Genomic DNA, 23,144 nt, shown 5'->3' on the forward strand with positions numbered 1-23,144 from the left:
GGACACTTCCTTCGGACCGCCTTCCAGCGGGCCCTCCGGGCGCTTCGTTCTTTCGTGTTTCCAGCTTACCAGATGTTTTCCGCTCCGTTTTCCGGAGTTTCATTCATCCGATCCTAGCCGGCCAGGTCCGCTTTTCTGCGGCGACCTCCACATTAGCTTATTTCGAGACTGGCTCGAAATTCCCCGTTTCACCGGTCGACAAAAACGCCGACCAACCCAATTCAATGGGCATCGAGTGAAAGTAGGACTTGCTGAGTGTGATGGTCGCTCCGGCTGGTCCGCGGTGGCCTCTCGGCCTCCCCGTGCACCTGCCCGCTTCAAGCGACTCGTCCAACACTAGGCCAGCCGGACGGCCGCGTCAAACACCGGGGGACGGATCTGTCCAGATCCGTCCCCCGGTGTTCAGAACCGCAGGTCAGCGGTCATGCAGTTTCAGCCACGCTCAGCCGGCCGGGAGGAGCTCCGCCGCGGCCAGGTTGCGCTTGCCGCGGCGCAGCACGAGCCAGCGGCCGTGCAGCAGGTCAGCCTCGGTGGGCACTGCCTCCTCGTCCGTCACCTTGACGTTGTTGAGGTAGGCCCCGCCCTCCTTGATCGTCCGGCGGGCGGCGGAGCGGCTGGGCGCCAGGCCGATGGCGACCAACAGGTCGACCACGGGCTGGAGTTCGGCCACCTCGGCCTTGGGGACCTCGGCCAGCGCGGCGGCCAGGGTCGGGGCCTCCAGGTCGGCGAGGTCTCCCTGGCCGAACAGCGCCTTCGACGCGGCGACGGCGCGCTCGTACTGCTCGGCACCGTGGACCAGCGTGGTCAGCTCCTCGGCCAGCGCGCGCTGGGCAAGGCGGGCGGCCGGGCGCTCGGCGGTCTCGCGCTCCAGCTCCTCGACCTCCTCCTTCGAGCGGAAGCTGAAGATCCGCAGGAAGTTGGAGACGTCCCGGTCGTCCGCGTTCAGCCAGAACTGGTAGAAGGCGTACGGAGTGGTCAGTTCGGGGTCGAGCCAGACCGTGCCGGACTCCGTCTTGCCGAACTTGGTGCCGTCGGCCTTGACGATCAGCGGGGTGGCCAGCGCGTGCACGGACTTGCCGTCGGCCTTGCGGATGAGGTCCGTGCCGGCGGTGAGGTTGCCCCACTGGTCGCTGCCGCCGGTCTGCAGGGCGCAGCCGTAGCGGCGGTTCAGCTCCAGGTAGTCCATGCCCTGGAGGATCTGGTAGCTGAACTCGGTGTAGCTGATGCCCGCGTCGGAGTTGAGCCGCCGGGCGACGGCCTCCTTCGCGATCATGTTGTTGACGCGGAAGTACTTGCCCACGTCGCGCAGCAGGCTGATGGCCGACATCCCGGAGGTCCAGTCCAGGTTGTTCACCATGCGCGCCGCGTACGGACCATCGAAGTCGAGGAAGCGCGCGATCTGGCCACGCAGGCGCTCGACCCAGCCGGCCACCGTCTCGGGGTCGTTGAGGACGCGCTCGGCGGTGGGCTTCGGGTCGCCGATCAGGCCGGTGGCGCCGCCGACCAGGCCGAGCGGGAGGTTTCCCGCCTGCTGGATGCGGCGCATGGTCAGGATCTGCACCAGGTTGCCGAGGTGCAGGCTGGGGGCCGTCGGGTCGAAGCCGCAATAGAACGTGACCGGGCCGTCCGCGAACGCCTTGCGCAGTGCGTCCTCGTCAGTGGACAGGGCGATCAGCCCACGCCACTGCAGCTCGTCGACGATGTCCGTCACGGTCACGCTTCTCCTTCGATCGGGCGTCCGCCCGGTGCGGACCCGGTTCGGTCGGGCCCCGGTACGGAACGGCTCCAGCGTTGTAGAGCCTACGCGGTCCCGGCCAGCGAGTTTTCTCCGAGGCGGGCCGGTGGGAACGTGCCGCCGCCCGTGCCGCCCCGGCCCGACACCGGAAATTCCGTTGTTCGTCGGCCCGGTGCCCCTCCAGAGTGGTCCCACCGCCGTGCGGCGGCAGTGACGTGTGTGGAGACGGTCGTGCCGCCGTGGCACGCCTCCGGAAGGGTGGGCCGAGGTGCGCAGCACGCTGGTTCTGAACGCAAGCTACGAGCCCCTGACGACGGTGTCGCTCCAGCGTGCCGTGGTCCTGGTGCTCCAGGACAAGGCCGTGGTCGAGCAGGCGCACCCGCTGCGGAGCGTCCGTGGAACGGGTGTCACCATCCCGGTGCCCCGGGTGATCAGACTGCAACGGTACGTGCGGGTGCCGTTCCGACAACAGGCTCCGTGGTCGCGCCGTGGGGTGCTGGTCCGGGACCAGCACTTGTGTGCCTACTGCGGGCGCCGGGCGACCACCGTGGACCACCTGCAGCCCCGGTCGCGCGGTGGGGCGGACAGCTGGCTCAACACCGTGGCCGCCTGTGCCGAGGACAACCAGCGCAAGGCGGACCGGACGCCCGAGCAGGCCGGGATGAAGCTGCTGCGCAAGCCGTTCGTGCCGACCCCGCAGGCGACTCTGATGATGGCGCTGGGCCTGCGCGGCTCGGACGTCCGGGAGCTGGCCGAGTGGCTCCCGGCGGCAGTGGTGGCGCCCTCCGCGGCGTAGCCGGCACGCAGGGCGCGGTCGGCACCGAGGCTGGGGGCGGGCGGTGTGCCTGCCCCCAGCCGTCAGCCCTTGGCCTGGTAGCCGGCCGCCGTGCCGAAGGTGGCCGCGTGCTCGGGCACCGCGACGACCTGGCCGCCGCCGATCAGCACCCGGCCGGAGACCAGCAGCGAGCCGGTGCCCGGCGGGAAGTTGCCGCCGACCGCCTCCTGCCCTCCTGCCAGGGTGAAGCGGCTGAGGTGGGCCGGCTGGCCGAGGCGTTCGTCGGCGGCGAGCACCAGCGCGCCGCCGTCGACGCCGACCGCCCGGACCACGCCCTTCTCGTCGGCGGCGGTCTTCCAGCGCTGCTGCCCGGTGTCCAGGTCGTAGCCGATGACGGAGATCGCGCCGCCGCCGCTCATCGGGACGAGCGTGGTGACCATCGTCCGGTCCTGGAAGAAGACGCCGGGGGTGGCCGAAAACGCACCGTGGGCGACGTCCAGCCGGCCCTCCCCCGCTCCTACGGGGATCTCGGCGGCCGGGTCACCGGCCGCGCCCCAGGCGAACACCTTGTCGTCGCCGGGCTTCTCCCCGGTGGTGAGGACGACAGACGGCTCGGCGGAGAGCACCGTCACCGTCTTCGGCTGGTTGTTCAGGCCGCGCCACCAACTCACCTTGCCGTCGGCGGTGTTGAGCGATACGGCCTGGTCGACGGGGGTGGAGTCGGCGCAGGTGCTGGCGATCACGACGGTCTTGCCGGCGACACCGCCGGAGAGCGTGCAGAACTTGCCCTGACCGGTGTACTGCCAGACGTCCTTGCCGTCGGCGGACTCCCAGGCGACGGCGCGGTCGTCGCCGACGGCGATCACCTTGTCGTCGGTGACGCCGACATGGGCGTTGTAGGCGCCCTTGGCCTCGGAGACGGTCTTGGTCCAGGCGGTCTTTCCGGTCTTGGTGTCGACGGCGGCCACCAGCGTGCACGGGGCCTTCGGGTCGGCCTGGGCCCGGAACAGGGCGGCGCCGAGGCCGGCCGTGTTCACGCTCGGCGAGAGGCTGCAGGGGACGGCCCCGACGGCGGGCGGCTCGACCGACCAGGTCGGCTTGCCGTCCGCGCGGTCGTAGGCGTGGACACCGGTCGCGTCGGCGCGCACCAGCGCGTCGGTCAGCAGCCAGCTGCCGACCAGGGTGTCGTCGGCGCCCGGCTGGAGTGCGGCGGCGGGCTGGGCCGCCCAGGCCTTGGTGTGGGCGACGGCGAAGCCGGGCTCGCCGCCGGCGCCGTCGGCGGACGCGCTGCCGCCGCCCTCGATGCCGACCATCAGGCCGGCCACCACCAGCACGCCGAGCGCGGCGACACCGGCGCCGGCCCGTATGGTCAGGGCGCGGCGGCTGGGCGCGTGCTCGGCGGAGACCACCGCGTCGGCGGCGGCCCGGGCCTTGGCCGCGAGTCCGTTCCGCGCGGCGCCGGGTCCGTCGCCGCCGGTACCGGTGCCGACGCTGTTGTCGGTACCGACACTGTTCCCACCGCGGCCACCGCCCCGGCGTCCGGCCGACCGGCCGGCCGGCGGCTCCGGAGCAGCGACCGCAGTGGCGGGGAAAGCAACCGGCTCGGGGTCGGCTTCCGGCTCGGGATCGAGGTGCACGTACCCGTCGACGGAGTACTCGGCGCCCGCCGGGGCGTACAGCTCCCCACCGGCCGGCTGCTGCGGGACGGCGTACGGGGCGTACTGCTGCTGCTCATGGTCGGCGTACTGGTAGTACGGCTGGTGCTGCCAGGCGGGGTGGCCGTCGCCCTGGGCGTACTGGGCGTACCCGGCTTCCCCGTATCCGGCCTCCCCGTAGCCGGCCTGCCCGTGGCCGCTCTCCCCGTAGCCGGCCTGGCCGTACCCGGTCTGGCCGTAGCCCGCCTGACCGTAGTCGCTGCCGGTGCCGGTACCGGATCCGTACCCGTGGGCGCCCTGCCACTGCTGCTCCGGATACCCGGCCGCCCACTCCTGCTGCGCCTGCTGCGGGTACCAGGGCTGCTGCTGGGCGTCTCCGAGGGGATCCTGAGCCATCCGTTCCGTCCCTCCCGACCGCCGGCAAATCGGCAGTCAGCATCTCACGCCCCTCGAAGCACCCCCGGAGCGGCCCCTTCCGGTCTCGGCGTGAACGCGGCTCAGGCGGTCTCGGCGCTCAACGCGGTGTCGATGCGGGCGGCGAGGGTGACGTCGAGGGCCGTGAGACCGCCGGCGCTGTGGGTGGAGAGGGCGAAGCGGAGGGTGCGCCAGCGGATGTCGATGTCGGGGTGGTGGTCCAGCGCCTCGGCCTGCTCGGCGACCGCGACGACCACCCGGATCGCCGCCGGGAAGTCCCGGGCGTCGGCGGTGCGGACGATGGTGTCGCCGTCCCGCGCCCAATCCGGCAGGCCGGCCAGGGCGGCCGTGATCTCGTCCTCGGTGAGGCGTGCTCTGCTGCTCATCGGACCGCTCCTGTGCGTCGGGTGGAACCAGGGGTGGGGCGTCAGGCCTTCCGGCGCGGACGGGGCACCAGCTCGCCGCCGCAGTTGGGGCAGGTGGCGGTCATCGCCTCGGTGCAGTCCGCGCAGAAGCTGCACTCGAAGGAGCATATGAAGGCGGGGCCGTCCGCGGTGAGCGACACCGCGCAACGCTCGCAGGTGTCGCGCATCTCCAGGGCCATGACGTCCTCCGGGGTGAATAGATCAGACGAATGATCAGCTTACGAGCAGCTTGGTGACGGCCGCCAGGCCGACCACCACGATGATCGCGCGCAGCGCGGTCGGCGCCAGCTTGCGGCCGACCTTGGCGCCGACCAGGCCGCCGCAGAGCGAGCCGACGGCGATCAGGCCGGCGGCGGCCCAGTTGACGGTCGAGGTGAAGAGGAAGAAGACCGCGGCGACACCGTTGACGATCATCGCCAGGGCGTTCTTGACGGCGTTGATCCGCTGGAGGTCCTCCTGGAGCAGCATGCCCATCAGGGCCAGCAGCAGGACGCCCTGCGCGGCGCCGAAGTAGCCGCCGTAGATGCCGGTCAGGAAGACACCGCCGAGCAGCACCAGGCCGCCGTCCGGGTCTCCCCCGGGCCGGCGGCGGGCGGCGACCGCCCTGGCCACCCGGGGCTGGATCACCACCAGGACGAGGGCCAGCAGGATCAGCACCGGCACGATCGCGTCGAAGGCGGCGCTCGGCAGCTCGATCAGCAGCATCGCGCCGACCAGCCCGCCGAGCAGCGAGGCGGTGCCGAGGCGCAGCAGCCGGCGGCCCTGGTCGGCCAGCTCGCGCCGGTAGCCGATCACGCCGCTGAGCGAACCGGGCACCAGGCCGAAGGAGTTGGAGACGTTGGCGGTGACCGGCGGGATGCCGACGGCGAGCAGCACGGGGAAGGTGATCAGGGTTCCGGAGCCGACGATCACATTGATCATCCCGGCTGCGACGCCCGCCACCAGGACGGCGATCGCCTCCCAGAGCGTCATGGGTCACCTCTCGTCTCGGTCCTGTCGAGGCGATCATGCCGGACGGCGGGGTGGGCCTACCAGAACCGCCCACGATTCGGGATGTACAACACACCGTCGGGGCGGACGCCGCGGCGAGACGGACCCAGCGGCGAGACGGGCGCAGAGACCCGGCGGACGCACACGGCGCTCACGGCACTCACGGCGCACAGACGGAAACGACCGAGGGCCCGCCCCCACGAAAGGGAGGCGGGCCCTCGGCACGCAGCGGTCCGGCGGGCTCAGCCGGTCACTCCGGGTCGATCTTGCGGTACTCGCGGGCCGGGTCGACCCGCGGGCGGGCGGCGCCCTTGGTGTCGGTGTCGAGCGGGCGCGGCCCGGCCGCCGGGTCCAGCGGGACCTGGGTGGCCGCCGGGGCGCTGGGCGCGGCGACCGCGCCGCCGTTCACGCCGCCGTTGCCGGCCAGGCCGGTGAACGCGCCGCCGAGGCCCTTGAGCGCGTCGCCGACCTCGCTCGGGATGATCCACAGCTTGTTGGAGTCGCCCTTGGCCAGCTCGGGCAGGGTCTGCAGGTACTGGTAGGCGAGCAGCTTCTGGTCGGCGTCGCCGTCGTGGATGGCCTCGAACACCGTCCGGATCGCGGCCGCCTCACCGTCGGCGCGCAGCACCGCGGCCTGCGCCTCACCCTCGGCCTTGAGCACCTCGGCCTGCTTCTCACCCTCGGCCCGCAGGATCTGGGCCTGGCGGGCACCCTCGGCGGTGAGGATCGCGGCGCGCTTGTCACGGTCGGCGCGCATCTGCTTCTCCATCGAGTCCTGGATGGAGGTCGGCGGCTCGATCGCCTTCAGCTCGACGCGGTTGACCCGGATGCCCCACTTGCCGGTGGCCTCGTCCAGCACCCCGCGCAGACCGGCGTTGATGACCTCACGGGAGGTCAGGGTGGATTCGAGGTCCATCGAGCCGATGATGTTGCGCAGCGTGGTGACGGTGAGCTGCTCGATGGCCTGGATGTAGCTGGCGACCTCGTAGGTGGCGGCCCGCGGGTCGGTCACCTGGTAGTAGATCACCGTGTCGATGTTGACGACCAGGTTGTCCTGGGTGATCACCGGCTGGGGCGGGAACGGCACGACCTGCTCGCGCAGGTCGATCCGGTTGCGGACCCGGTCGATGAACGGGACGACGATGTTCAGGCCGGCGTTGAGCGTCCGGGTGTAGCGGCCGAAGCGCTCCACGATCGCGGCGCTGGCCTGCGGGATGACCTGAATCGTCTTGATCAGCGCGATGAATGCCACCACGACCAGGACGACCAGGACGATAAGGACGGGTTCCACGGACTCTCCCCTAGACGACCAGGGCGGTCGCGCCCTGGATTTCGACGACGTCGACCTGCTGCCCCGGCTGGTACACACTGCCGGGGTTGAGCGCGCGGGCCGACCAGATCTCGCCGTTGAGCTTGATCCGCCCGCCCTCCCCGTCGACCTGTTCCGCGACGACCGCGGTGGCGCCCTTGAGCGCCTCGATGCCCATCTTGACCTGCGGGCCCTTCTGCATCTGCCGGTACGCGATGGGGCGGACCACGACCAGCAGTCCGGCCGAGACCGCGACGAAGGTCAGGACCTGCCACACCACCCCGACGCCCAACCCTGCGACGCCGGCCGCGGCGAGCGCGCCGACCGCGAACATGGCGAACTCCGGCATCGCGGTGATCACCAGCGGTATGCCGAGGCCGACGGCGGCCAGGAGCCACCAGATCCAGCTGTCCACGTGTCCATCCTAGGGAGCGAAGGGCCTTCGAGGCGGACAGTTCCCGCAGGTGGAGGGGCGGAAACCGGTCGCACGTGCGACCGGTCCCAGTTCAGCGGAGTTCAGAGGCATCCGGCGGGTTCGGAGCCGTCAGGCCGGACGGGCCCGTGGGCCTCAGCCGAGCGGCAGGCCCTGCGCGGACCAGCGGTCACCGTGGCGCTCCAGGGTCAGCGGCAGGCCGAAGCACTTGGAGAGGTTGCGCGCGGTCAGCTCGGTGTCGATCGGGCCGGCGGTGAGCACCTTGCCCTGACGGATCATCAGGACGTGGGTGAAGCCGGGGGCGATCTCCTCGACGTGGTGGGTGACCATGGCCATGGCCGGCGCGAACTCGTCCTGGGCCAGCGCGCCGAGGCGGCGGACGAGGTCCTCGCGGCCGCCGAGGTCCAGGCCGGCGGCCGGCTCGTCCAGCAGCAGCAGCTCCGGGTCGGTCATCAGGGCGCGCGCGATCAGGGTGCGCTTCTTCTCGCCCTCGGAGAGGGTGCCGAACTTGCGGGCGGTCAGCTTGGACATGCCGAGGCGGTCCAGCAGCACCATCGCGCGGGACTCGTCGGACTCCTCGTACTGCTCCTGCCAGCTGACCGTCATCCCGTACGCGGCGGTGAGCACCGTCTGCAGCACGGTCTGCTCGGCGGGCAGCTTGTCGAACATCGCGGCGCCGGCCAGGCCGATCCGGGAGCGCAGCTCGAAGACGTCGATCTCGCCGAGCTTCTCGCCGAGGACGGACACCTTGCCGGCGGTCGGGAAGAGGTACGTGGACGCGATCTGCAGCAGGGTGGTCTTGCCGGCGCCGTTGGGGCCGAGGATGACCCAGCGCTCGCCCTCCGAGATGGACCACGAGACCTGGTCGACCAGCGCGCGCTCCTCCCGGACCACGGATACGTCCACCAGCTCCAGCACGTCGCTCATGCCTACGCCTTCCCCAAAACAGAAATCACGGCCGTCGGTGCGGGCGGGCAGCCTACTCCGGCGGCCGGGTGGCACGGAGTGGGTGCGCCGCACACGCAGGGGCAAACCTACGCCACGCGGATGACCGCCGATTCCGTAGGCTGGCCGGATGCTCGCGACTCCTGCCGACAATCCGTACGAAGAGCCTCGTTCAGGGCGGCTGACCGCCTGGGGCAACGCCCTGCTGGCCGGTCTGGTGCCGCCCGACAACGCCGCCGCTGCCGTCCTCGGGGCCGACGAGAGCCACCGGGTGACCGGGCTGCCCGGGGACGCTCCGGGCGAGCGGCACGGGCTCACCTGGGCGCTCGGGCGGCTGCGGGTGCTGGGCGTGAAGGGCCTGCGGCTGGCCCTGCCCAGCGCCGGGCACCCGCTCGGGCTGACCGGCCCGCCGGCGTTCAACGACCGCGCGCTCGGCGCGGGCGAGGCCGTGCTGGCGGTCGGGGTGCCGCTCGGGCTGGTCCCCGAGGTCGAGGTGTTCGGCCCGGCCGGGGACCGCTCGGCGACGGTGCTCTGGCGCTGCGCCGAGGTGAACGACACCCCGCCGGCCGACGTGCCCTCGCTGGGCGAGGCCGAGCGCGAGCTCGCGGACGGCCTGCGTGAGGCCACCCTGCTGCTCACCCGCCTCGACGTCGCCGGCGCCGGCCCGGAGGCGCTGCGAGCCCTGGAGGCCTACCGCCGGCGTGGCCACGCCGAGCTGCTCGCCCCCGGCTACCCGCCGCGGGCCGTCCGCGTCCTGGAGTCGGCCCGGCAGGTCGCCGCGCTGCTCGCGATCGCCTCCGACAGCCACGGCGCCGCGGTCAGCGCCTCCGAGATGGCCTCCCGCCAGGCCGTCCTGGACCCCCTGCGCCGCACCGCCCGCCGCGCCCAGGTGGCGGCGTACAACGCCCTGGTCGACGAGCGCGACGCCCGCTGACGCCAGCCGTCAGCCCCGGGGGCGGTTGCGGGCACCACCACGCCCTACCCCTCCCGCGCCTCCCCGTGCCGGACGGCCCAGAGGGCGGCCTGGGTGCGGTCGGCGAGGTCCAGCTTCATCAGGATGTTGGAGACGTGCGTCTTCACCGTCTTCTCCGACAGGTGCAGGCTACGGGCGATCTCCCGGTTGGAGCGGCCGTCGGCGATGTGGCCGAGGACTTCGCGCTCGCGCTCGGTCAGGGTACCGCCGCGCCCCTGCGGCGGGCGCGGGCCGTCGTCGGCGAGCAGCGCCTCGGCCAGTTCGGGCTGAAGCAGGACGTGGCCGGCGTGCACCGAGCGGATCGCGCCGGCCAGCGCCTCCGGGTCGACGTCCTTGTACACGTACCCGGCGGCGCCGGCCCGCAGGGCGGGGACCATCGTGCGGTGCTCGGTGAAGCTGGTGACGATCAGGATCCGGGCCCGGCTGCCCTCGCCCTTGAGCGTGCGCAGCGCCTCGATGCCGTCCACGCCGGGCATCTTGAGGTCCATCAGGACGACGTCCGGGTCGAGTTCGCGGGCCCGGTCGATGCCCTCCGCGCCGTCGGCGGCCTCGCCGACGACCTCGATGTCGTCCTGCACCTCCAGGAAGGTGCGCAGGCCGCGGCGGACGACCTGGTGGTCGTCGACCAGCAGGACGCGGATCGCTGGCGTGGTGTCAGGCACCGGGGACCTCCATCTCGACGACCGTCCCCGCGCCGGGGGCCGAGTCCAGGGTGAGCGAGCCGCCGACCGCGGAGGCGCGGTCCCGCATCGAGGCGAGGCCGAGGTGGCGGCCGGCCCGGCGGACGGACTCGGGGTCGAAGCCCCGGCCGTCGTCACGGACCCGCAGGACGGCGCCGCGGGCGGGCGTGCCGGCCAGGGTGACGGTGACCCGCCGGGCGCCGGAGTGGCGCAGCGCGTTGTGCAGGGCCTCCTGGGCGACCCGCAGGAGCGCCGCCTCCTGGGCCGGCGGCAGGGCGCGCACGCCGTCGGCGGCGAAGGAGACGTCGGCGCTGTGGGCCCGGTCGAGGACCTGCACCTGGGAGGCGAGGGTGGCGCTGAGGCCGTCCTCCTCCAGGGCGGCGGGCCGCAGTTCGACGACGACGGCGCGCAGTTCGTCGGCCGCCTCGGCGGCGAGCCGGGCGACCTCGGCGAGTTCGGCGCGGGCCCGGGCCGGGTCGCGGTCGACCAGGGTGGCGGCGGCCTTGGCGGTGAGGCGCAGTGAGAAGAGCTTCTGCGAGACGGCGTCGTGCAGGTCGTGGGCGATCCGGGCGCGCTCGCCGGCCAGGGTGAGTTCGCGGCTGCGCTCGTAGAGGCGGGCGTTGGAGAGGGCGAGGGCGGCGTGGGCGGCGAGGATCCGCAGCAGTTCCTCGTCGTGGTCGGTGAAGCCGCCGCCGCCGCGCTTGTTGGCGAGGAAGATGACGCCCATGACCTGCGGTTCGTCCTCGGCGGCGTCGGTGTCGAGGACGGGCATGCCGAGGAAGGCGTCCATCTCCGGGTGGGCGGCGGGCCAGCCCTCGAACGCGGGCGCCTTGCGGACGTCGGCGAGCCTGGTGGGCCCGGTCTCGTGCAGCATCTTGGCGAGTACGCCGTGCTGGCGGGGCAGCGGACCGATGGCCTTCCACTGCTCGTCGGTGACGCCGTCGACGACGAACTGGGCGAAGCCGCCGTGGTCGTCGGGCACGCCCAGGGCGGCGTACTCGGCGTCGAGCAGGCCGCGGGCGGAGGCGGTGATCCGGCGCAGGACTTCGCGCACCTCCAGGTGGCGGCTCATCGCCAGCAGGGCCCGGCTGACGGCCTCGATGCCGGCGAGGCAGGGCTCGCAGGCGGGCAGCGGGCCGTCGGGCGGCGGGCCGACCGGGATCCGGTCGACGGGCAGCAGGCCGGTCCGGGGGCGGCGGTCACTGGGCAGGGTGGGCATACCGCCAAACTACCGCCGCCGGGCGGGCCGCCGCGTCGGTCCGGGGGCGCGCGGGGAGCAGGTCCGCAGACCTAGGGCTTGTCTGACAATTCCCGCCGCGCGCTGATGCGACGCGAATTGTCAGACAAGCCCTAGGCCCGGCCGGACGGGAACGCCGAGGGGCGGCCCTCCCCGTCGCCGGGAAGAGCCGCCCCTGGGATGCGGCGAGGGGGGTCAGCCCTTCTGCATGACCTCGGGCTCGTGACGCCGCTGGAGGCGGGTCACGATGACGCCGATGACGATCGACATCGCGATCAGCGCACCCGCGTCGACCCACCACTGGGCGACGGTGTGCTTCCACAGCGGGTCGTACTCCGGGTGCTGGAAGTCCTTGTTCCAGGGCCCCGTGAGCTCCGACAGGTTGAGCGTGACGGCCACGATGCCGGTGCCCCAGCGGGCCGGCATCATCCAGGCGGCCTGCTCCAGACCGGGCTTGCCGAAGATCTGGAAGAGGCAGCCGGTGAAGACGACCGAGATGATCGCGAACATGACCAGCAGCGGCATGGTCTTCTCGGAGGTCTTCACCAACGCCGAGATCATCAGGCCGAACATCATCGCGGCGAAGCTCAGCAGGATCATGCCGATGGTCATCTCGATCACCGGCAGGTTCTCGACGATCAGGCCGTGCTCGGGCAGCTTGCGCGGCAGGAAGCCGACGGCGGAGATGATCGCGCCCTGGATCACGCTGAAGAAGCCCAGCACGATGATCTTGGACATCATGTACGCCGAGCGGGACAGGCCGGTGGCCCGTTCTCGCTCGTAGATCGCCCGTTCCTTGATCAACTCGCGGACCGAGTTGGCCGCCCCGGAGAAGCAGGCGCCGATCGCCAGGATCAGCATGATCGTCGCGGCCCCGCTGTTGAGGTGGAGCTGCGTCTTCGGGTTGGGCGCGAGCCCCGGTTCGTTGGGGATCAGCACACTGACCGCGCCGATGACCGCGGGCAGCAGCACCGACAGGGCCAGGAAGCCGCGGTCGGAGGCCAGCACCGACACGTAGCGCCGCATCAGCGTCCACAGCTGCGAGCCCCAGCTCTGCGGCTTCGGCGGCCTGATGGCCTCCTGGACGATCTGGGCGGACTGCACCGCGCCGGCGTCCACGTCGGCGGAGTACTGCTGGTAGTGCACCGAACCGCGGTAGCGGCCGGCCCAGTCGTGGTCCGGGTAGTTCTCGAAGGCCTGGAAGACGTCGGCCCAGGTCTCGTACCCGAAGAAGTGCAGCGCCTCGTCCGGCGGGCCGAAGTAGGCCACCGAACCGCCCGGTGCCATCACCAGGAGACGGTCGCAGAGGGCGAGTTCGGCCACCGAGTGGGTGACGACCAGGATGGTGCGGCCGTCGTCGGCGAGGCCGCGCAGCATCTGCATGACCTCGCGGTCCATGCCCGGGTCGAGGCCCGAGGTGGGCTCGTCCAGGAAGATCAGCGACGGCTTGGTGAGCAGCTCCAGGGCGACCGAGACACGCTTCTGCTGGCCGCCGGAGAGGGCGGTGATCCGGTTGTCGGCGCGCTTGTCGAGGCGCAGCTCGTAGAGCACCTCGTCGATCCGCGCCTCGCGCTCGGCGGCCTCGGTGTCGCCGGGGAAGCGAAGCCGGGCCGCGTACTTGAGGCCGGTGCGGACGGTCAGCTCCTTGTGCAGGATCTCCGACTGCGGCACCAGGCCGATGCGCGAGCGCAGTTCGGCGAACTGCTTGTAGAGGTTGCGGCCGTCGTACAGGACGTCGCCGCGGTCGGCCGGGCGGTAGCCGGTGAGGGCGCGCAGCAGGGTCGACTTGCCGGAGCCGGACGGGCCGATGACGGCGACCAGGGACTTCTCCGGGACACCGAAACTGACGTCGTTGAGCAGGACCTTCTTGCCGCCCTTGAAGTCGACCTCGACGGTCAGGTGACGGGCCGAGAAGGAGACGGCGCCGGTGTCGACGAACTCCTGCAGCTGGTCGCCGACCAGGACGAAGCTGGAGTGACCGACGGTCAGGCGGTCCTGCGGGCCGATCAGCTGGCGCTGGACGCGCTGGCCGTTGAGGAAGATGCCGTTGTGGCTGCCGAGGTCGACGATCTCGTACCGGCCGTCGGGCAGCTGGCGCAGCTCGGCGTGGTGGCGGGAGACCTGGAGGTCGGAGACCACGATGTCGTTGTCGAGCGCGCGACCGATCCGGACGGTGTTCATCCCGGCCGTCAGGCTGCGGATCATCGTCGGCTGCGGGGCGCCGGCGTCGTGCTGCGGGGCGTGCTGCTGCGGGAAGCCGCCGTGCGGCTCCGGCTGCGGGAAGCCCTGCTGCTGCGCCTGCTGCTGCGGGAAAGGCTGCGGCTGCGGCTGCCCGCCCCACTGCTGCTGGACGGGCTGCTGCCCACCCCACTGCTGCTGGGGCTGCTGCTGGACCGGGGGCTGCTGGGCCCACGGCTGCTGCGCGGGCGGCTGCTGCTGGACGGGCGGCTGCTGGGGCGCCGGGGCGTGGCTGCGGCTGGTGGCGGCCTCGTGCCAGGCGGGGGCCTGCGCGGCGGCCTGGGCCGGCGCGGAGAACCCGAGCCGCGGACCGTTCTCGGCGTTGCCGAGGTTGACCACCGCACCGGGGAAGAGCTGGGCCTGCATGGTGCGGGCGCCGCCGGTGTAGGTGCCGTTGGTGCTTCCGTGGTCGTCGAGCTGCCAACCCGCCCCGTTGAAGGAGATGGTGGCGTGGTGCCAGGAGACCCTGGCGTCGTCGAACGGGAAGTCCGACTGCGGGTTGCGCCCGATGGTGTAGGACCGCCCCGGCTCCAGAGTCCGCTGCTGTCCGTTGATCTCAATGACGAGTTGCGGCACTGCTCGCCTGCCCCGCTCTCTCGGTCCCCCGATTGTGGCCCCCGACCGGGGGTGCGATGTCCTGAATCTGACGGGGGAATCATTCCAGCCCGCCGCCCGTTGACGAAAGTCACCCCCGGTGACTGTGACCAGGCGGCAACGATTCGCGGACGGCCCCGCCACCACCCCCGGTTGTCACCTCTGCGCAACCACCCGGTCACGGGGCTGGTGCGTACACCTCCCGCACCTCCTTCCCGGTCCCGTCCTTCGTCCCGTCCACGACGCGGACGGGTGCCGTGACGGCGCCGGACGGCGGGTAGCGTGGGAGGCATCATGAACGCATCGCCCTTGGCCGCCGAGCCGTTCCCCGCCCCGCAGCCCCGGACCGAGGACGAGCGCACCCTGCTCGTCAAGGTGTTCGGCAAGGACCGCCCCGGCATCACCGCCGGCCTCTTCGCCACCCTGGCCGGATTCGGCGTCGACGTGATCGACATCGAACAGGTCGTCACCCGTGGCCGGATAACGCTCTGTGCCCTGGTCACCCCGCCAGCCGGCGGCGCCCCCGGCGTCGAGGGCGAGCTGCGCTCCACCGTGCACCGCTGGGCCGAGGAGCAGAAGCTCCAGGCCGAGATCATCTCCGGCATCGGCGACAACCGGCCGCGCCGTGAGGGCCGCTCGCACGTCACCGTGCTCGGCCACCCGCTGACCGCCTCCGCGACCGCCGCGCTCACCTCCCGGATCACCGCCGCGGGCGGCAACATCGACCGTGTCTTCCGGCTGGCCAAGTACCCGGTGACCGCGGTCGAGCTGGCCGTCTCGGGCGTCGCCACCGACGAGCTGCGCGCCGCGCTGGCCCAGGAGGCGGCCACCCAGCGGGTGGACATCGCCGTCGTGGCGGCCGGCCTGGAGCGCCGGGCCAAGCGGCTGATCGTGATGGACGTCGACTCGACCCTGATCCAGGACGAGGTGATCGAGCTGTTCGCCGCCCACGCGGGCTGTGAGGAGAAGGTCGCCGAGGTGACGGCCGCCGCGATGCGCGGCGAGCTGGACTTCGCCGAGTCGCTGCGCGCCCGGGTGGCGCTGCTGGCCGGCCTGGACGCCGCGGTGACCGAGAAGGTGCGCGCGGAGGTCCGGTTCACGCCGGGGGCGCGCACCCTGATCCGGACGCTCCAGCGGCTGGGCTTCCAGGTCGCGGTGGTCTCCGGCGGGTTCACCCAGGTCACCGACCACCTGGTGGAGCAGCTGGGGCTGGACTACGCGGCCGCCAACACCCTGGAGGTGGTGGACGGGAAGTTCACCGGCCGGGTGGTCGGCGAGATCGTGGACCGGGCCGGCAAGGCGCGCTGGCTGGCCCGCTTCGCCGAGCAGGCCAAGGTGCCGCTGGAGCAGACGGTGGCGATCGGCGACGGCGCCAACGACCTGGACATGCTGAACGCGGCCGGGCTGGGCGTGGCCTTCAACGCCAAGCCGGTGGTGCGGGAGGCCGCCGACACCGCGGTGAACGTGCCCTTCCTGGACACCGTGCTCTACCTGCTGGGCATCACCCGCGAGGAGGTCGAGGCGGCCGACGTCCTGCACGGCACGCCGACCGAGTAGCTCCCGCACAGCCGTGAGGGGCGCGAGGACCACGTCCTCGCGCCCCTCACGTACGTCCGATCGGTCCAGCGCGCGCCCGGCCGGTACGTCCGATCAGCCCTGCGCGCGCGCCCGTCCGGCGGCGTGCCGGGCGTCGGTCCTGCGCGGGGCGGTCCCTCGCGGGGCTGTCCCTCCCGGGGCGGCCCGTCGCGGGGCGGTCCTGCGCCGGTCAGTCCTGCGGCGTGTAGTACGAGACCAGCTCCGCCACGCCCGGCTCGACGCCCTTCCAGGAGCCGCTGAAGCTCAGCACCGCGATGGCGGCGGTCGGAAACCCGCCGAGCCGCAGCCGTTCCAGCGCGTCCCGGTCGCCCGCGTCCCCGGCCAGCACCTGGGTCAGCCCGAGCACACCGGGATTGTGGCCGACCAGCACCAGGTCGGCGTACTCCTCCGGGGTCTCCTGGAGGACGGTGATGATCTCACCGGGGCTGGCTTCGTACACCCGGTCCTCGTACACGGTCTTCCGGGAGCGCTTCGGCAGCTCGTGTGCGGCGAGCTTCCACGTCTCGCGGGCGCGCAGGGCCGTCGAGCAGAGCACGTAGTCGGGGTTGATGCCGGAGTCGGCGAGCCAGCGACCGGCTTCCGGGGCCTGATGGCGGCCCCGGTCGGCCAGCGGCCGCTCGTGGTCGTCGACGCCGTTGGGCCAGTCGGCCTTGGCATGGCGGAGAACGATGATCCTGCGGGGCGTGTCGGCGCTCATACCCAGCAAGCTTGGCAGAAAAGCCGCCGGGGGGCGCGATGCTCCCGGATGCCGCCACTCTCAGGAGTGGAGGGTGCCATCATGCGCCGTTCGCCGGGGCTTCGTGTGCCGGCCAACGGCAGGTCGCCCGACGGCCGGCAGGAGGCTGCTCGCCGGTCGGCCGGGGTCGGGGCCGGGCGTCAGCCGAGGTTCTGGGCGACGGTGGCGACGACGATCAGCAGGACAACAATGCCGGCGATCACCGCGGCGAGCCGGCCGAGCTTCTTGTGGCCGTCGGTGGGGTTCGGTTCGAGTACGGGCATGACCGGATTCTCCCACCCCGGTCATGCCCGCCGGGCACCGGCCCCTCGGGGCCTGCGCCGGCCGCCGTCAGGCCTTGGCGGGCGCCGCGGGGCGCACCGCCTCGTCCTCGATGTGCCGGGCCAGCGCCGCCCGCAGGCCGAACAGCATCTGCGGCACCAGCAGCAGGGCGAGGAAGCCCAGCGGCAGGTACCAGTCGCCGGTGGCCTGGTACAGCCGGCCGATCAGGATCGGGCCGGGGATGGAGATCAGGTAACCGACGCCCTGGGCGAAGGCGGAGAGCTGGGCCACCCCGCCGGCGGTCCGGGCGCGCAGGCCGATCATGGTGAGCACCAGCGGGAACGCGCAGTTGGAGAGACCGACCAGGGTGGCCCAGACCCACGGCGCGGCGGCCGGGGCGAGGGCCAGGCCGGCGTACCCGGCGATGCCGCAGGAGGCGAGCACCACCACGAAGAGCCGCTGGTCGCCGCGGCGGGCGGCGAGGTTGGGCAGGACGAAGGAGACCGGGACGCCGATCACCATGGTCAGCGCCAGCAGCACGCCGGAGGTGCCCTTGGAGACCCCGGCGTCCTGGAAGATCATCGGCAGAAAGCCCATCACCGCGTACGCGCCGGTGGCCTGGAGGCCGAAGAAGCAGGCCATCGCCCAGGCGGTGCGGCTGCGGGTGATCGGCAGCCGCTCGGCGGTCGTGCCGGAGCCCTTGTCGCCGCGCTCGCGCCTGGCCGCCGCGACGATCAGCCAGAGCACCAGGGCGACCGCGCCGAGCGCGGCCCAGACGCCGAGCCCGACCCGCCAGTCGCCGCCGAGCGCGGTGGTCATCGGGACGGTGACGGCTGCGGCCAGCGAGGTGCCGGCCGACAGCGCCATCGAGTACAGGCCGATCATCGGACCGACCCGATCCGGGAAGTAGCGCTTGATCACCACCGGGATCAGCACGTTGGAGACCGCCACCCCGGCCAGCGCGAGCGCGGTGAGCAGCAGGAAGACCGCCGTGCCGCCGGCGAAGGAACGGGTCAGGGCGCCCACCGTGATCGCGCCCATGCCCGCGGTGACGACCGCGATCGGGCCGAGCCGGCGGGCCATGCCGGGGGCGGTGAACCCGAAGACGGCGAAGCAGAGCGAGGGGACGGCGGCGAGCAGGCCGGCCACCGTCGGGCTCATTCCGAGGTCGGTCGTGACCTGCCGGAGCAGCGGCCCGAGGCTGGTGACGACGGGTCGGAGGTTGAAGGCGGCGGCGGCGATCGCGACGGCGAACAGCCAACCGAGGTACTTGCTCCGGCGGGAGGACGGCTGCTCGGTCTGCGGCCGGACCCCGGTTCGCGGGGACGTGGTGGTGTCTGCTGCGGAAGGCATGCGAGCCATCATAGAATGATGGGATGAATTAGCGCACCTTTGAATTGGCATGATGTCCCGACCCCCCTGAAGCACCGTCCGGGCCCCGGACGCCGCCCCACCGCCCGGACGCCAACCCACCCACCCACCGGCCGCCGCCCCCACCGTCGCCGACCCGAAGCCGCAAGGAGTCCCCGTGGCGCTGTCCTCACCGAGGCGCACCCCGCTGTCCGACCAGGTGATCGCGCAGCTGCGCGCCCAGATCACCTCGGGCGAGTGGCCCGTCGGCTCGCGCATCCCCACCGAGGCCGCCCTCGTCGAGGAGCTCGGCGTCGCCCGCAACACCGTCCGCGAGGCCGTCCGCGCCCTCGCCCACAACGGCCTGCTGGACATCCGCCAGGGTTCGGGCACCTACGTCCTCGCCACCAGCGAGCTCGCCGGGGTCATGCACCGCCGCTTCGCCGACGCCGACCAGTCCCAGGTGGCCGAACTGCGGATCACCCTGGAGACCTCCGCCGCGGGCCTGGCCGCCACCCGTCGCACCGACCGCGACCTCGCCCTGCTGGACGCCGCCCTCGCCCGCCGCGAGGACGCCTGGCGCTCCGGCGACGCCGAGGACTTCGTCCAGGCCGACGCCGCCTTCCACCAGGCCGTCGTCGCCGCCGCCCACAACGACGTCCTCGCCACCCTCTACGCCGACCTCGGCGAGGTCACCCGCGCCCACCTGCGCCACGACGTCGGCCCCGAACTGATCGCCGAGCGCTACCTCGGCCACGACGAGATCCTCGACGCCATCCGCGCCGGCGACCCCCAGCGCGCCTCCGTCGAGGCCGGCCGCGCCATCGGCGCCTGCGCCGACGCCGACGGCTGACGACCCCGGGCCGGGGCCCGCCCGACGACCCCGCGCGCCCTCGCCGTCACGAGTCCGCCCCGGACCGCCGACAGCCGCGTCAACCTGGCCGCGGCGCCCCCGACCTCCCGTGATGTCCGGGTGATCCACTCGTCACTCCCCATGGCGAGTCGCGTACGGAACGTACCGGCGGGGAGTGCCGTCCGGGTGCGGGCAGCGGTTCCTCGTGTACGGAACAGGCTTCCCCTGGCGTGGTTTTGGCGTGCTAACGTCCCGTAAAAAATTTACGGGCGGTCAAGCGCCGGCCCAGGACGGGCAGAACGGGGAGGGTTCGATGGCTGATCCGGACGCGAAGCCGGGTGGGGTCCCGACGCAGGTGTCGACCGGTGCGCTCGACAAGGCCGCCACCTCGCTCGACGGCATCGCCAACGACAGCACCGCCGCGGGCAAGGCCGCCGACGAGTCGACGGGGGCCGCGGCGTCGACGCTGAGCGGGTGGGACACCGCCGGGGCGCTGCGCGGGGCGCTGCAGGAGTGGCACGAGCAGGTCTCGCAGCTCAACGGGCGGCTCAATGCGGAGGCCGGGATGATGCGGCAGACGCACACCAACTACCTCAGCGTCGAGCACGGCATCGCGACGTCGTTCACCGCAGGGGCGTGAGCATGCTCGGGTTCGAGGACGTCATGAAGGCCGATCTCTCGGGCATGGCCAAGGCCGCCGCCGACTGGACCGCGATGGCGGGGAAGTACGAGGCCGTCCAGCACCGGCTGGAGACCGAGGTGCTCTCGGTCACCGGCAACGGCGGCCTCTGGCTGGGCTCCACCGCGTCCGCCGCCAACCTGCACATCCTGGTCACCAAGCAGCAGACCATCGACGCGCAGACCGAGGCGAAGGCCGTCGCCTCGATCATCACGGACGCGCACAGCGACTTCGAGTCGGCGCAGAAGAAGCTGAGGCAGACCGTCGAGGACGCCCAGAAGGACGGCATGAAGGTGACCGGCACCGGCAACGTCCTGTTCGACGTCGGCGCCCTCGACCCGGCCACCCGGGCCGACTACCGGCACGAGCCCGACTTCCAGCGCGAGCGCCACGAGGCCGCCGGCCGATGGGCCCAGAAGATCAAGGTCTACCTGGAGGAGGCGACCGCCGCCGACCAGCGGGCCGCCCTCCAGCTCCGGCGCGCCGCCAAGGTCGGCGACGTGACGAACACCTTCAACGGCCAGGCGGTCGGCGGTGGCGATGTCGCCGACGGCAGGCGCGCCGCCGAGCTGGCCCAGAAGATCAAGGACGGCGGCAAGCTCAGCCCGGAGGAGCTCGCCGAGCTCAACAACCTGATGAAGGCCGACTCCGGCAGCCCCGAGTACGGCCAGACCCTGCTCACCGCGCTCGGCCCCGAGGGCACCCTGCTGCTCGCCGACGAGCTGGAGGTGCGGATCAACGACCGGGGCGGCAAGCTCAAGGGCGAGTACGGCGAGCTGCAGACCAACCTCGCCAACACCATCGCGGGCGCCACCCGCGACCCGAAGAGCAAGTTCTACCAGGACTTCCGCCAGGGCCTGAGGGAAGCCGGCGTCAAGAACATCAACGCGCGCCACTTCGGCGGCAAGACCGAGCCGATCTACGGCTACCAGACGCTCGCCACCCTGCTCCAGCGCGGCAACGCCGGGTACGGCAAGGACTTCCTGAACGACCTCGGCACCGACATCGTCAACGCCGAGCGGGGCGACAAGAACCGGTGGTCCTCGCACCAGTTCGACGGCCCGCGCCCGGACCTGGTGTACGACCCCGTCGACGGCGTGCTCAAGCTGATGGGCCAGAACCCCGAGGCGGCGACCATGTTCCTGGACCCGAAGTCGCCCGGCGCCGAGGACCGCCTCAAGTACCTGCTGCGCGACCGCGAGTGGCCCACCACGTACGTCAACACCCTGTACAGCGCGCCGATGGTCGACGAGACCACCCACCAGGCCGGCCTCGCCGCCGCCCTGGAGGCCGCCGCCACCGGCGACGTCCCCGGCGAGGGCACCCACCACGGCGGCCCGCACACCCCGGCGCAGGCGCGGGTGATGCAGGGCGCGATCGACGCGCTGGACGGGGACGGCAAGGGCGCCGAGGTCCACGAGGACCTGCGCAAGCCGCTGGCCAACGCGCTCTCGGACTACGTGGACGACACGCACCGGATCCTGAGCGAGCACGTCAGCAACGCCGCGCACGACGGGCCCTGGGAGGAGAACGGCGTCGGCCACCTCGGCGGCACCAGCGACCACCTGGTCCGGGTGATCCGCGGCGTCTCCGAGGAGCCCGAGGCGTACGCGACCCTGTACGACGCCGAGCGCGCCAAGTCGGCCCGGATCATCGACGGCCTGCCGGCCGACCCACGGGTGAGCGACAGCGACCGGACCCTGCCGGGCCAGCGCGTCGGCACCGCGCTGGGCGCGTACGACGCCGTCCGTTCGTCGATCTTCCTGGACGACAAGGAGGAGCGGATGGAGTGGGCGGACAAGACGGGTGCGCTGGTCTCCTCGATCAGCGGCACCGCGACCGGCTTCATCCCCGAGGGCGGCGATGTCGTCGGCGGCCTCGCCGACCAAGGCATCAACGCCTGGGTGGACCACGTCAAGGAGGAGGCCCAGGCGAAGGGCAACCTGGACACCTCCAACGGGCACACGGCCAGCCTGACCCAGAGCAAGCAGATGGTGCTGGAGTGGGGCCGGGAGCACGGGTACGGCGAGAACGCGCAGATCGTGGACGAGATCTCCGCATCCATGGACAACGGCCACGACACCGGCTACAACAACGCGGCCATCGCCCTCGGACGGAACGGCCAGAAGTGAGCCTCTCCCGGCGCGCCCGACGGGTGCTGCTGTTCGTCGTCCCGGCCCTCGTCGTCGCGCTGGGGGCCGGCGGCTATGTGGCCTGGCGATACACCAACCTGTTCACCCCTGACCGGCTCTGCGGGGGCGCCGTCGCGACCGGCGACGTGCAGAAGGTGCTGGGCGGCGGGAAGGTGACCGTCGTCGACAGCAGCTTCTCGAAGGACCGGGCCGACCCGAGGGCCACCTGCATCATCGACGTCGAGCACGGCGGCAAGCCTGCCGCCGAACTCTCGCTGCGGACCCACCGCGTCGACGCCCTCGACCGCGACACCACGGTCGACCCGGGAATGTCCCAGCCGGACCGGGGGCCGGTCGGCGCGTTCTCCAACGACACCGGCTGGCTGATGCTGCCGCCCGGCTGCCGGCTGCCCGTCCGCGACCGTGACCGCCTCGCCGCCCGGGACGCCGACGCGCTCACCGTGGACGTGCACCACCGCGGGAAGCTGACCGACTGGCAGGACGTACCCGCCAAGGAGACCCCTTCGGCCGAGGCCCGCGCGGCCCTCGCCCGGCTGGCCGCCGGGTTCGGCGCGACGGTCGCCAAGTCCTCCGGCTGCGGCGCGGCCGAGGTGCCGGACGTCCATCTGACGGCGGCCGGCACGTCCTGGCAGCCCGCCGTCGACGGGCAGCTCTGCGGCCTGCCGGGTGCGGGCACCGGGACGGGCGTGCAGAACCTGGTCCAGCGGGTCAGCGACCCGGCGGCTCCGATCCGGTCCTGCTGGGTCTACAGCGGGATCCTGAGCGACCCCGTGATCCGGTTCACCAGCAGCACCGAGCCCCGGTACCCGGCGTTCGTCGCCGGGCAGGAGACCCTGGACAAACCCCTGCCGACCGGCTGGCGGGGCAAGGGTTCCGACACTGTCGTCCTCGCCCCCTGCGGGAACGGCAGCGTGTTCTTCCACCTGTCCGGGCGCGATCCGTACGTCGACCCGGCGGCCCCGGCCTACAGCTCCCCGCTGTTCAGGTCCTGGGCCGACGCCACCACCACCCGCCTCGGCTGCGAGCCCTTCGCCCCGAAGTAGCCGCCGCACAGCACGCTGCCCGGCACCCCCCCCCCCCCGGAGGGAGTGCCGGGCAGCGGCGCGTACGCGC

General features: G+C 72.5%; 22 protein-coding genes. 8 read left to right on the forward strand and 14 right to left on the reverse strand.

What is annotated here, in order from left to right; translation table 11 throughout:
* The coding region (locus tag ACZ6NC_RS38910) for a hypothetical protein (RefSeq protein WP_465738624.1) at positions 1 to 239 on the forward strand (239 nt) is incomplete at its 5' end.
* A gap of 203 nt (positions 240 to 442) precedes the next feature.
* On the opposite strand, the gene tyrS is transcribed toward ACZ6NC_RS38910, so the two are convergent.
* The gene (gene tyrS, locus ACZ6NC_RS38915) at positions 443 to 1,711 is read right to left on the reverse strand and encodes a tyrosine--tRNA ligase (protein WP_465738654.1); all 1,269 of its coding nucleotides are present in this window, start codon (positions 1,709 to 1,711) and stop codon (positions 443 to 445) included.
* Positions 1,712 to 2,003: 292 nt separating this feature from the next.
* Here tyrS and ACZ6NC_RS38920 point away from each other — a divergent pair, with 292 nt between their 5' ends.
* Positions 2,004 to 2,531: an HNH endonuclease gene (locus ACZ6NC_RS38920; protein ID WP_465738625.1), complete on the forward strand. Its 528-nt coding sequence runs from the start codon at positions 2,004 to 2,006 to the stop codon at positions 2,529 to 2,531.
* A gap of 62 nt (positions 2,532 to 2,593) precedes the next feature.
* On the opposite strand, the gene ACZ6NC_RS38925 is transcribed toward ACZ6NC_RS38920, so the two are convergent.
* From ACZ6NC_RS38925 to ACZ6NC_RS38955, 7 genes are all read right to left on the reverse strand, one after another.
* On the reverse strand, positions 2,594 to 4,561 hold the full coding sequence (locus ACZ6NC_RS38925) for an outer membrane protein assembly factor BamB family protein (protein WP_465738626.1): 1,968 nt from the start codon (positions 4,559 to 4,561) through the stop codon (positions 2,594 to 2,596).
* 101 nt (positions 4,562 to 4,662) lie between these two features.
* Positions 4,663 to 4,965: a 4a-hydroxytetrahydrobiopterin dehydratase gene (locus ACZ6NC_RS38930; protein ID WP_465738627.1), complete on the reverse strand. Its 303-nt coding sequence runs from the start codon at positions 4,963 to 4,965 to the stop codon at positions 4,663 to 4,665.
* A 41-nt stretch (positions 4,966 to 5,006) separates the two neighbouring features.
* Positions 5,007 to 5,183 (reverse strand): DUF1272 domain-containing protein, encoded by a 177-nt coding sequence (locus tag ACZ6NC_RS38935; protein ID WP_465738628.1) that lies wholly within the window; start codon positions 5,181 to 5,183, stop codon positions 5,007 to 5,009.
* A gap of 34 nt (positions 5,184 to 5,217) precedes the next feature.
* Positions 5,218 to 5,976, reverse strand: a complete 759-nt coding sequence (locus tag ACZ6NC_RS38940; protein ID WP_465738629.1) for a sulfite exporter TauE/SafE family protein — start codon at positions 5,974 to 5,976, stop codon at positions 5,218 to 5,220.
* A 268-nt stretch (positions 5,977 to 6,244) separates the two neighbouring features.
* Positions 6,245 to 7,285, reverse strand: a complete 1,041-nt coding sequence (locus ACZ6NC_RS38945; protein ID WP_465738630.1) for an SPFH domain-containing protein — start codon at positions 7,283 to 7,285, stop codon at positions 6,245 to 6,247.
* Between the two features lie 10 nt (positions 7,286 to 7,295).
* A complete protein-coding gene (locus ACZ6NC_RS38950; RefSeq protein ID WP_465738631.1) occupies positions 7,296 to 7,718 on the reverse strand; it encodes an NfeD family protein in 423 nt (140 codons plus the stop codon).
* Positions 7,719 to 7,871: 153 nt separating this feature from the next.
* On the reverse strand, positions 7,872 to 8,663 hold the full coding sequence (locus ACZ6NC_RS38955; RefSeq protein WP_465738632.1) for an ABC transporter ATP-binding protein: 792 nt from the start codon (positions 8,661 to 8,663) through the stop codon (positions 7,872 to 7,874).
* 148 nt (positions 8,664 to 8,811) lie between these two features.
* Between ACZ6NC_RS38955 and ACZ6NC_RS38960 the strand changes: the two genes are divergently transcribed.
* A complete protein-coding gene (locus tag ACZ6NC_RS38960) occupies positions 8,812 to 9,615 on the forward strand; it encodes a hypothetical protein (protein ID WP_465738633.1) in 804 nt (267 codons plus the stop codon).
* A 44-nt stretch (positions 9,616 to 9,659) separates the two neighbouring features.
* Here the strand turns inward: ACZ6NC_RS38960 and ACZ6NC_RS38965 are convergent, their stop codons facing one another.
* The 3 genes from ACZ6NC_RS38965 to ACZ6NC_RS38975 all read right to left on the reverse strand — a co-directional run bounded on the left by ACZ6NC_RS38965 (position 9,660) and on the right by ACZ6NC_RS38975 (position 14,385).
* Positions 9,660 to 10,316, reverse strand: coding sequence for a response regulator (locus ACZ6NC_RS38965; RefSeq protein ID WP_396324141.1), 657 nt, complete (start codon positions 10,314 to 10,316; stop codon positions 9,660 to 9,662).
* On the reverse strand, positions 10,309 to 11,406 hold the full coding sequence (locus ACZ6NC_RS38970) for a GAF domain-containing sensor histidine kinase (protein ID WP_465738655.1): 1,098 nt from the start codon (positions 11,404 to 11,406) through the stop codon (positions 10,309 to 10,311). The genes ACZ6NC_RS38965 and ACZ6NC_RS38970 overlap by 8 nt, the downstream gene beginning before the upstream one ends.
* A gap of 360 nt (positions 11,407 to 11,766) precedes the next feature.
* Entirely contained in the window at positions 11,767 to 14,385 is a 2,619-nt protein-coding gene (locus ACZ6NC_RS38975) for an FHA domain-containing protein (protein WP_465738634.1), read from the reverse strand.
* A gap of 312 nt (positions 14,386 to 14,697) precedes the next feature.
* On the opposite strand from ACZ6NC_RS38975, the gene serB reads away from it, so the two are divergent.
* Complete coding sequence (serB, locus tag ACZ6NC_RS38980) at positions 14,698 to 15,960, forward strand: phosphoserine phosphatase SerB (RefSeq protein ID WP_396324143.1); 1,263 nt, start codon at positions 14,698 to 14,700, stop codon at positions 15,958 to 15,960.
* 208 nt (positions 15,961 to 16,168) lie between these two features.
* On the opposite strand, the gene ACZ6NC_RS38985 is transcribed toward serB, so the two are convergent.
* The 3 genes from ACZ6NC_RS38985 to ACZ6NC_RS38995 all read right to left on the reverse strand — a co-directional run bounded on the left by ACZ6NC_RS38985 (position 16,169) and on the right by ACZ6NC_RS38995 (position 18,358).
* Positions 16,169 to 16,696, reverse strand: a complete 528-nt coding sequence (locus ACZ6NC_RS38985) for a SixA phosphatase family protein (protein ID WP_465738635.1) — start codon at positions 16,694 to 16,696, stop codon at positions 16,169 to 16,171.
* Between the two features lie 179 nt (positions 16,697 to 16,875).
* Entirely contained in the window at positions 16,876 to 16,998 is a 123-nt protein-coding gene (locus tag ACZ6NC_RS38990; protein ID WP_465738636.1) for an SGM_5486 family transporter-associated protein, read from the reverse strand.
* Between the two features lie 67 nt (positions 16,999 to 17,065).
* Complete coding sequence (locus ACZ6NC_RS38995; protein ID WP_465738637.1) at positions 17,066 to 18,358, reverse strand: MFS transporter; 1,293 nt, start codon at positions 18,356 to 18,358, stop codon at positions 17,066 to 17,068.
* Positions 18,359 to 18,524: 166 nt separating this feature from the next.
* On the opposite strand from ACZ6NC_RS38995, the gene ACZ6NC_RS39000 reads away from it, so the two are divergent.
* The 4 genes from ACZ6NC_RS39000 to ACZ6NC_RS39015 all read left to right on the forward strand — a co-directional run bounded on the left by ACZ6NC_RS39000 (position 18,525) and on the right by ACZ6NC_RS39015 (position 23,074).
* Positions 18,525 to 19,199, forward strand: a complete 675-nt coding sequence (locus tag ACZ6NC_RS39000) for a FadR/GntR family transcriptional regulator (protein WP_465738638.1) — start codon at positions 18,525 to 18,527, stop codon at positions 19,197 to 19,199.
* A 313-nt stretch (positions 19,200 to 19,512) separates the two neighbouring features.
* Positions 19,513 to 19,839 carry a hypothetical protein gene (locus tag ACZ6NC_RS39005; RefSeq protein ID WP_465738639.1) on the forward strand — a complete coding sequence of 109 codons (327 nt, stop codon included), beginning with the start codon at positions 19,513 to 19,515 and terminating at the stop codon, positions 19,837 to 19,839.
* 2 nt (positions 19,840 to 19,841) lie between these two features.
* Positions 19,842 to 22,010: a DUF6571 family protein gene (locus ACZ6NC_RS39010; protein ID WP_465738640.1), complete on the forward strand. Its 2,169-nt coding sequence runs from the start codon at positions 19,842 to 19,844 to the stop codon at positions 22,008 to 22,010.
* Positions 22,007 to 23,074: a hypothetical protein gene (locus ACZ6NC_RS39015; RefSeq protein ID WP_465738641.1), complete on the forward strand. Its 1,068-nt coding sequence runs from the start codon at positions 22,007 to 22,009 to the stop codon at positions 23,072 to 23,074. The genes ACZ6NC_RS39010 and ACZ6NC_RS39015 overlap by 4 nt, the downstream gene beginning before the upstream one ends.
* Positions 23,075 to 23,144: the final 70 nt, after the last annotated feature.

It is taken from the genome of Kitasatospora sp. NPDC041988 (assembly GCF_055588525.1).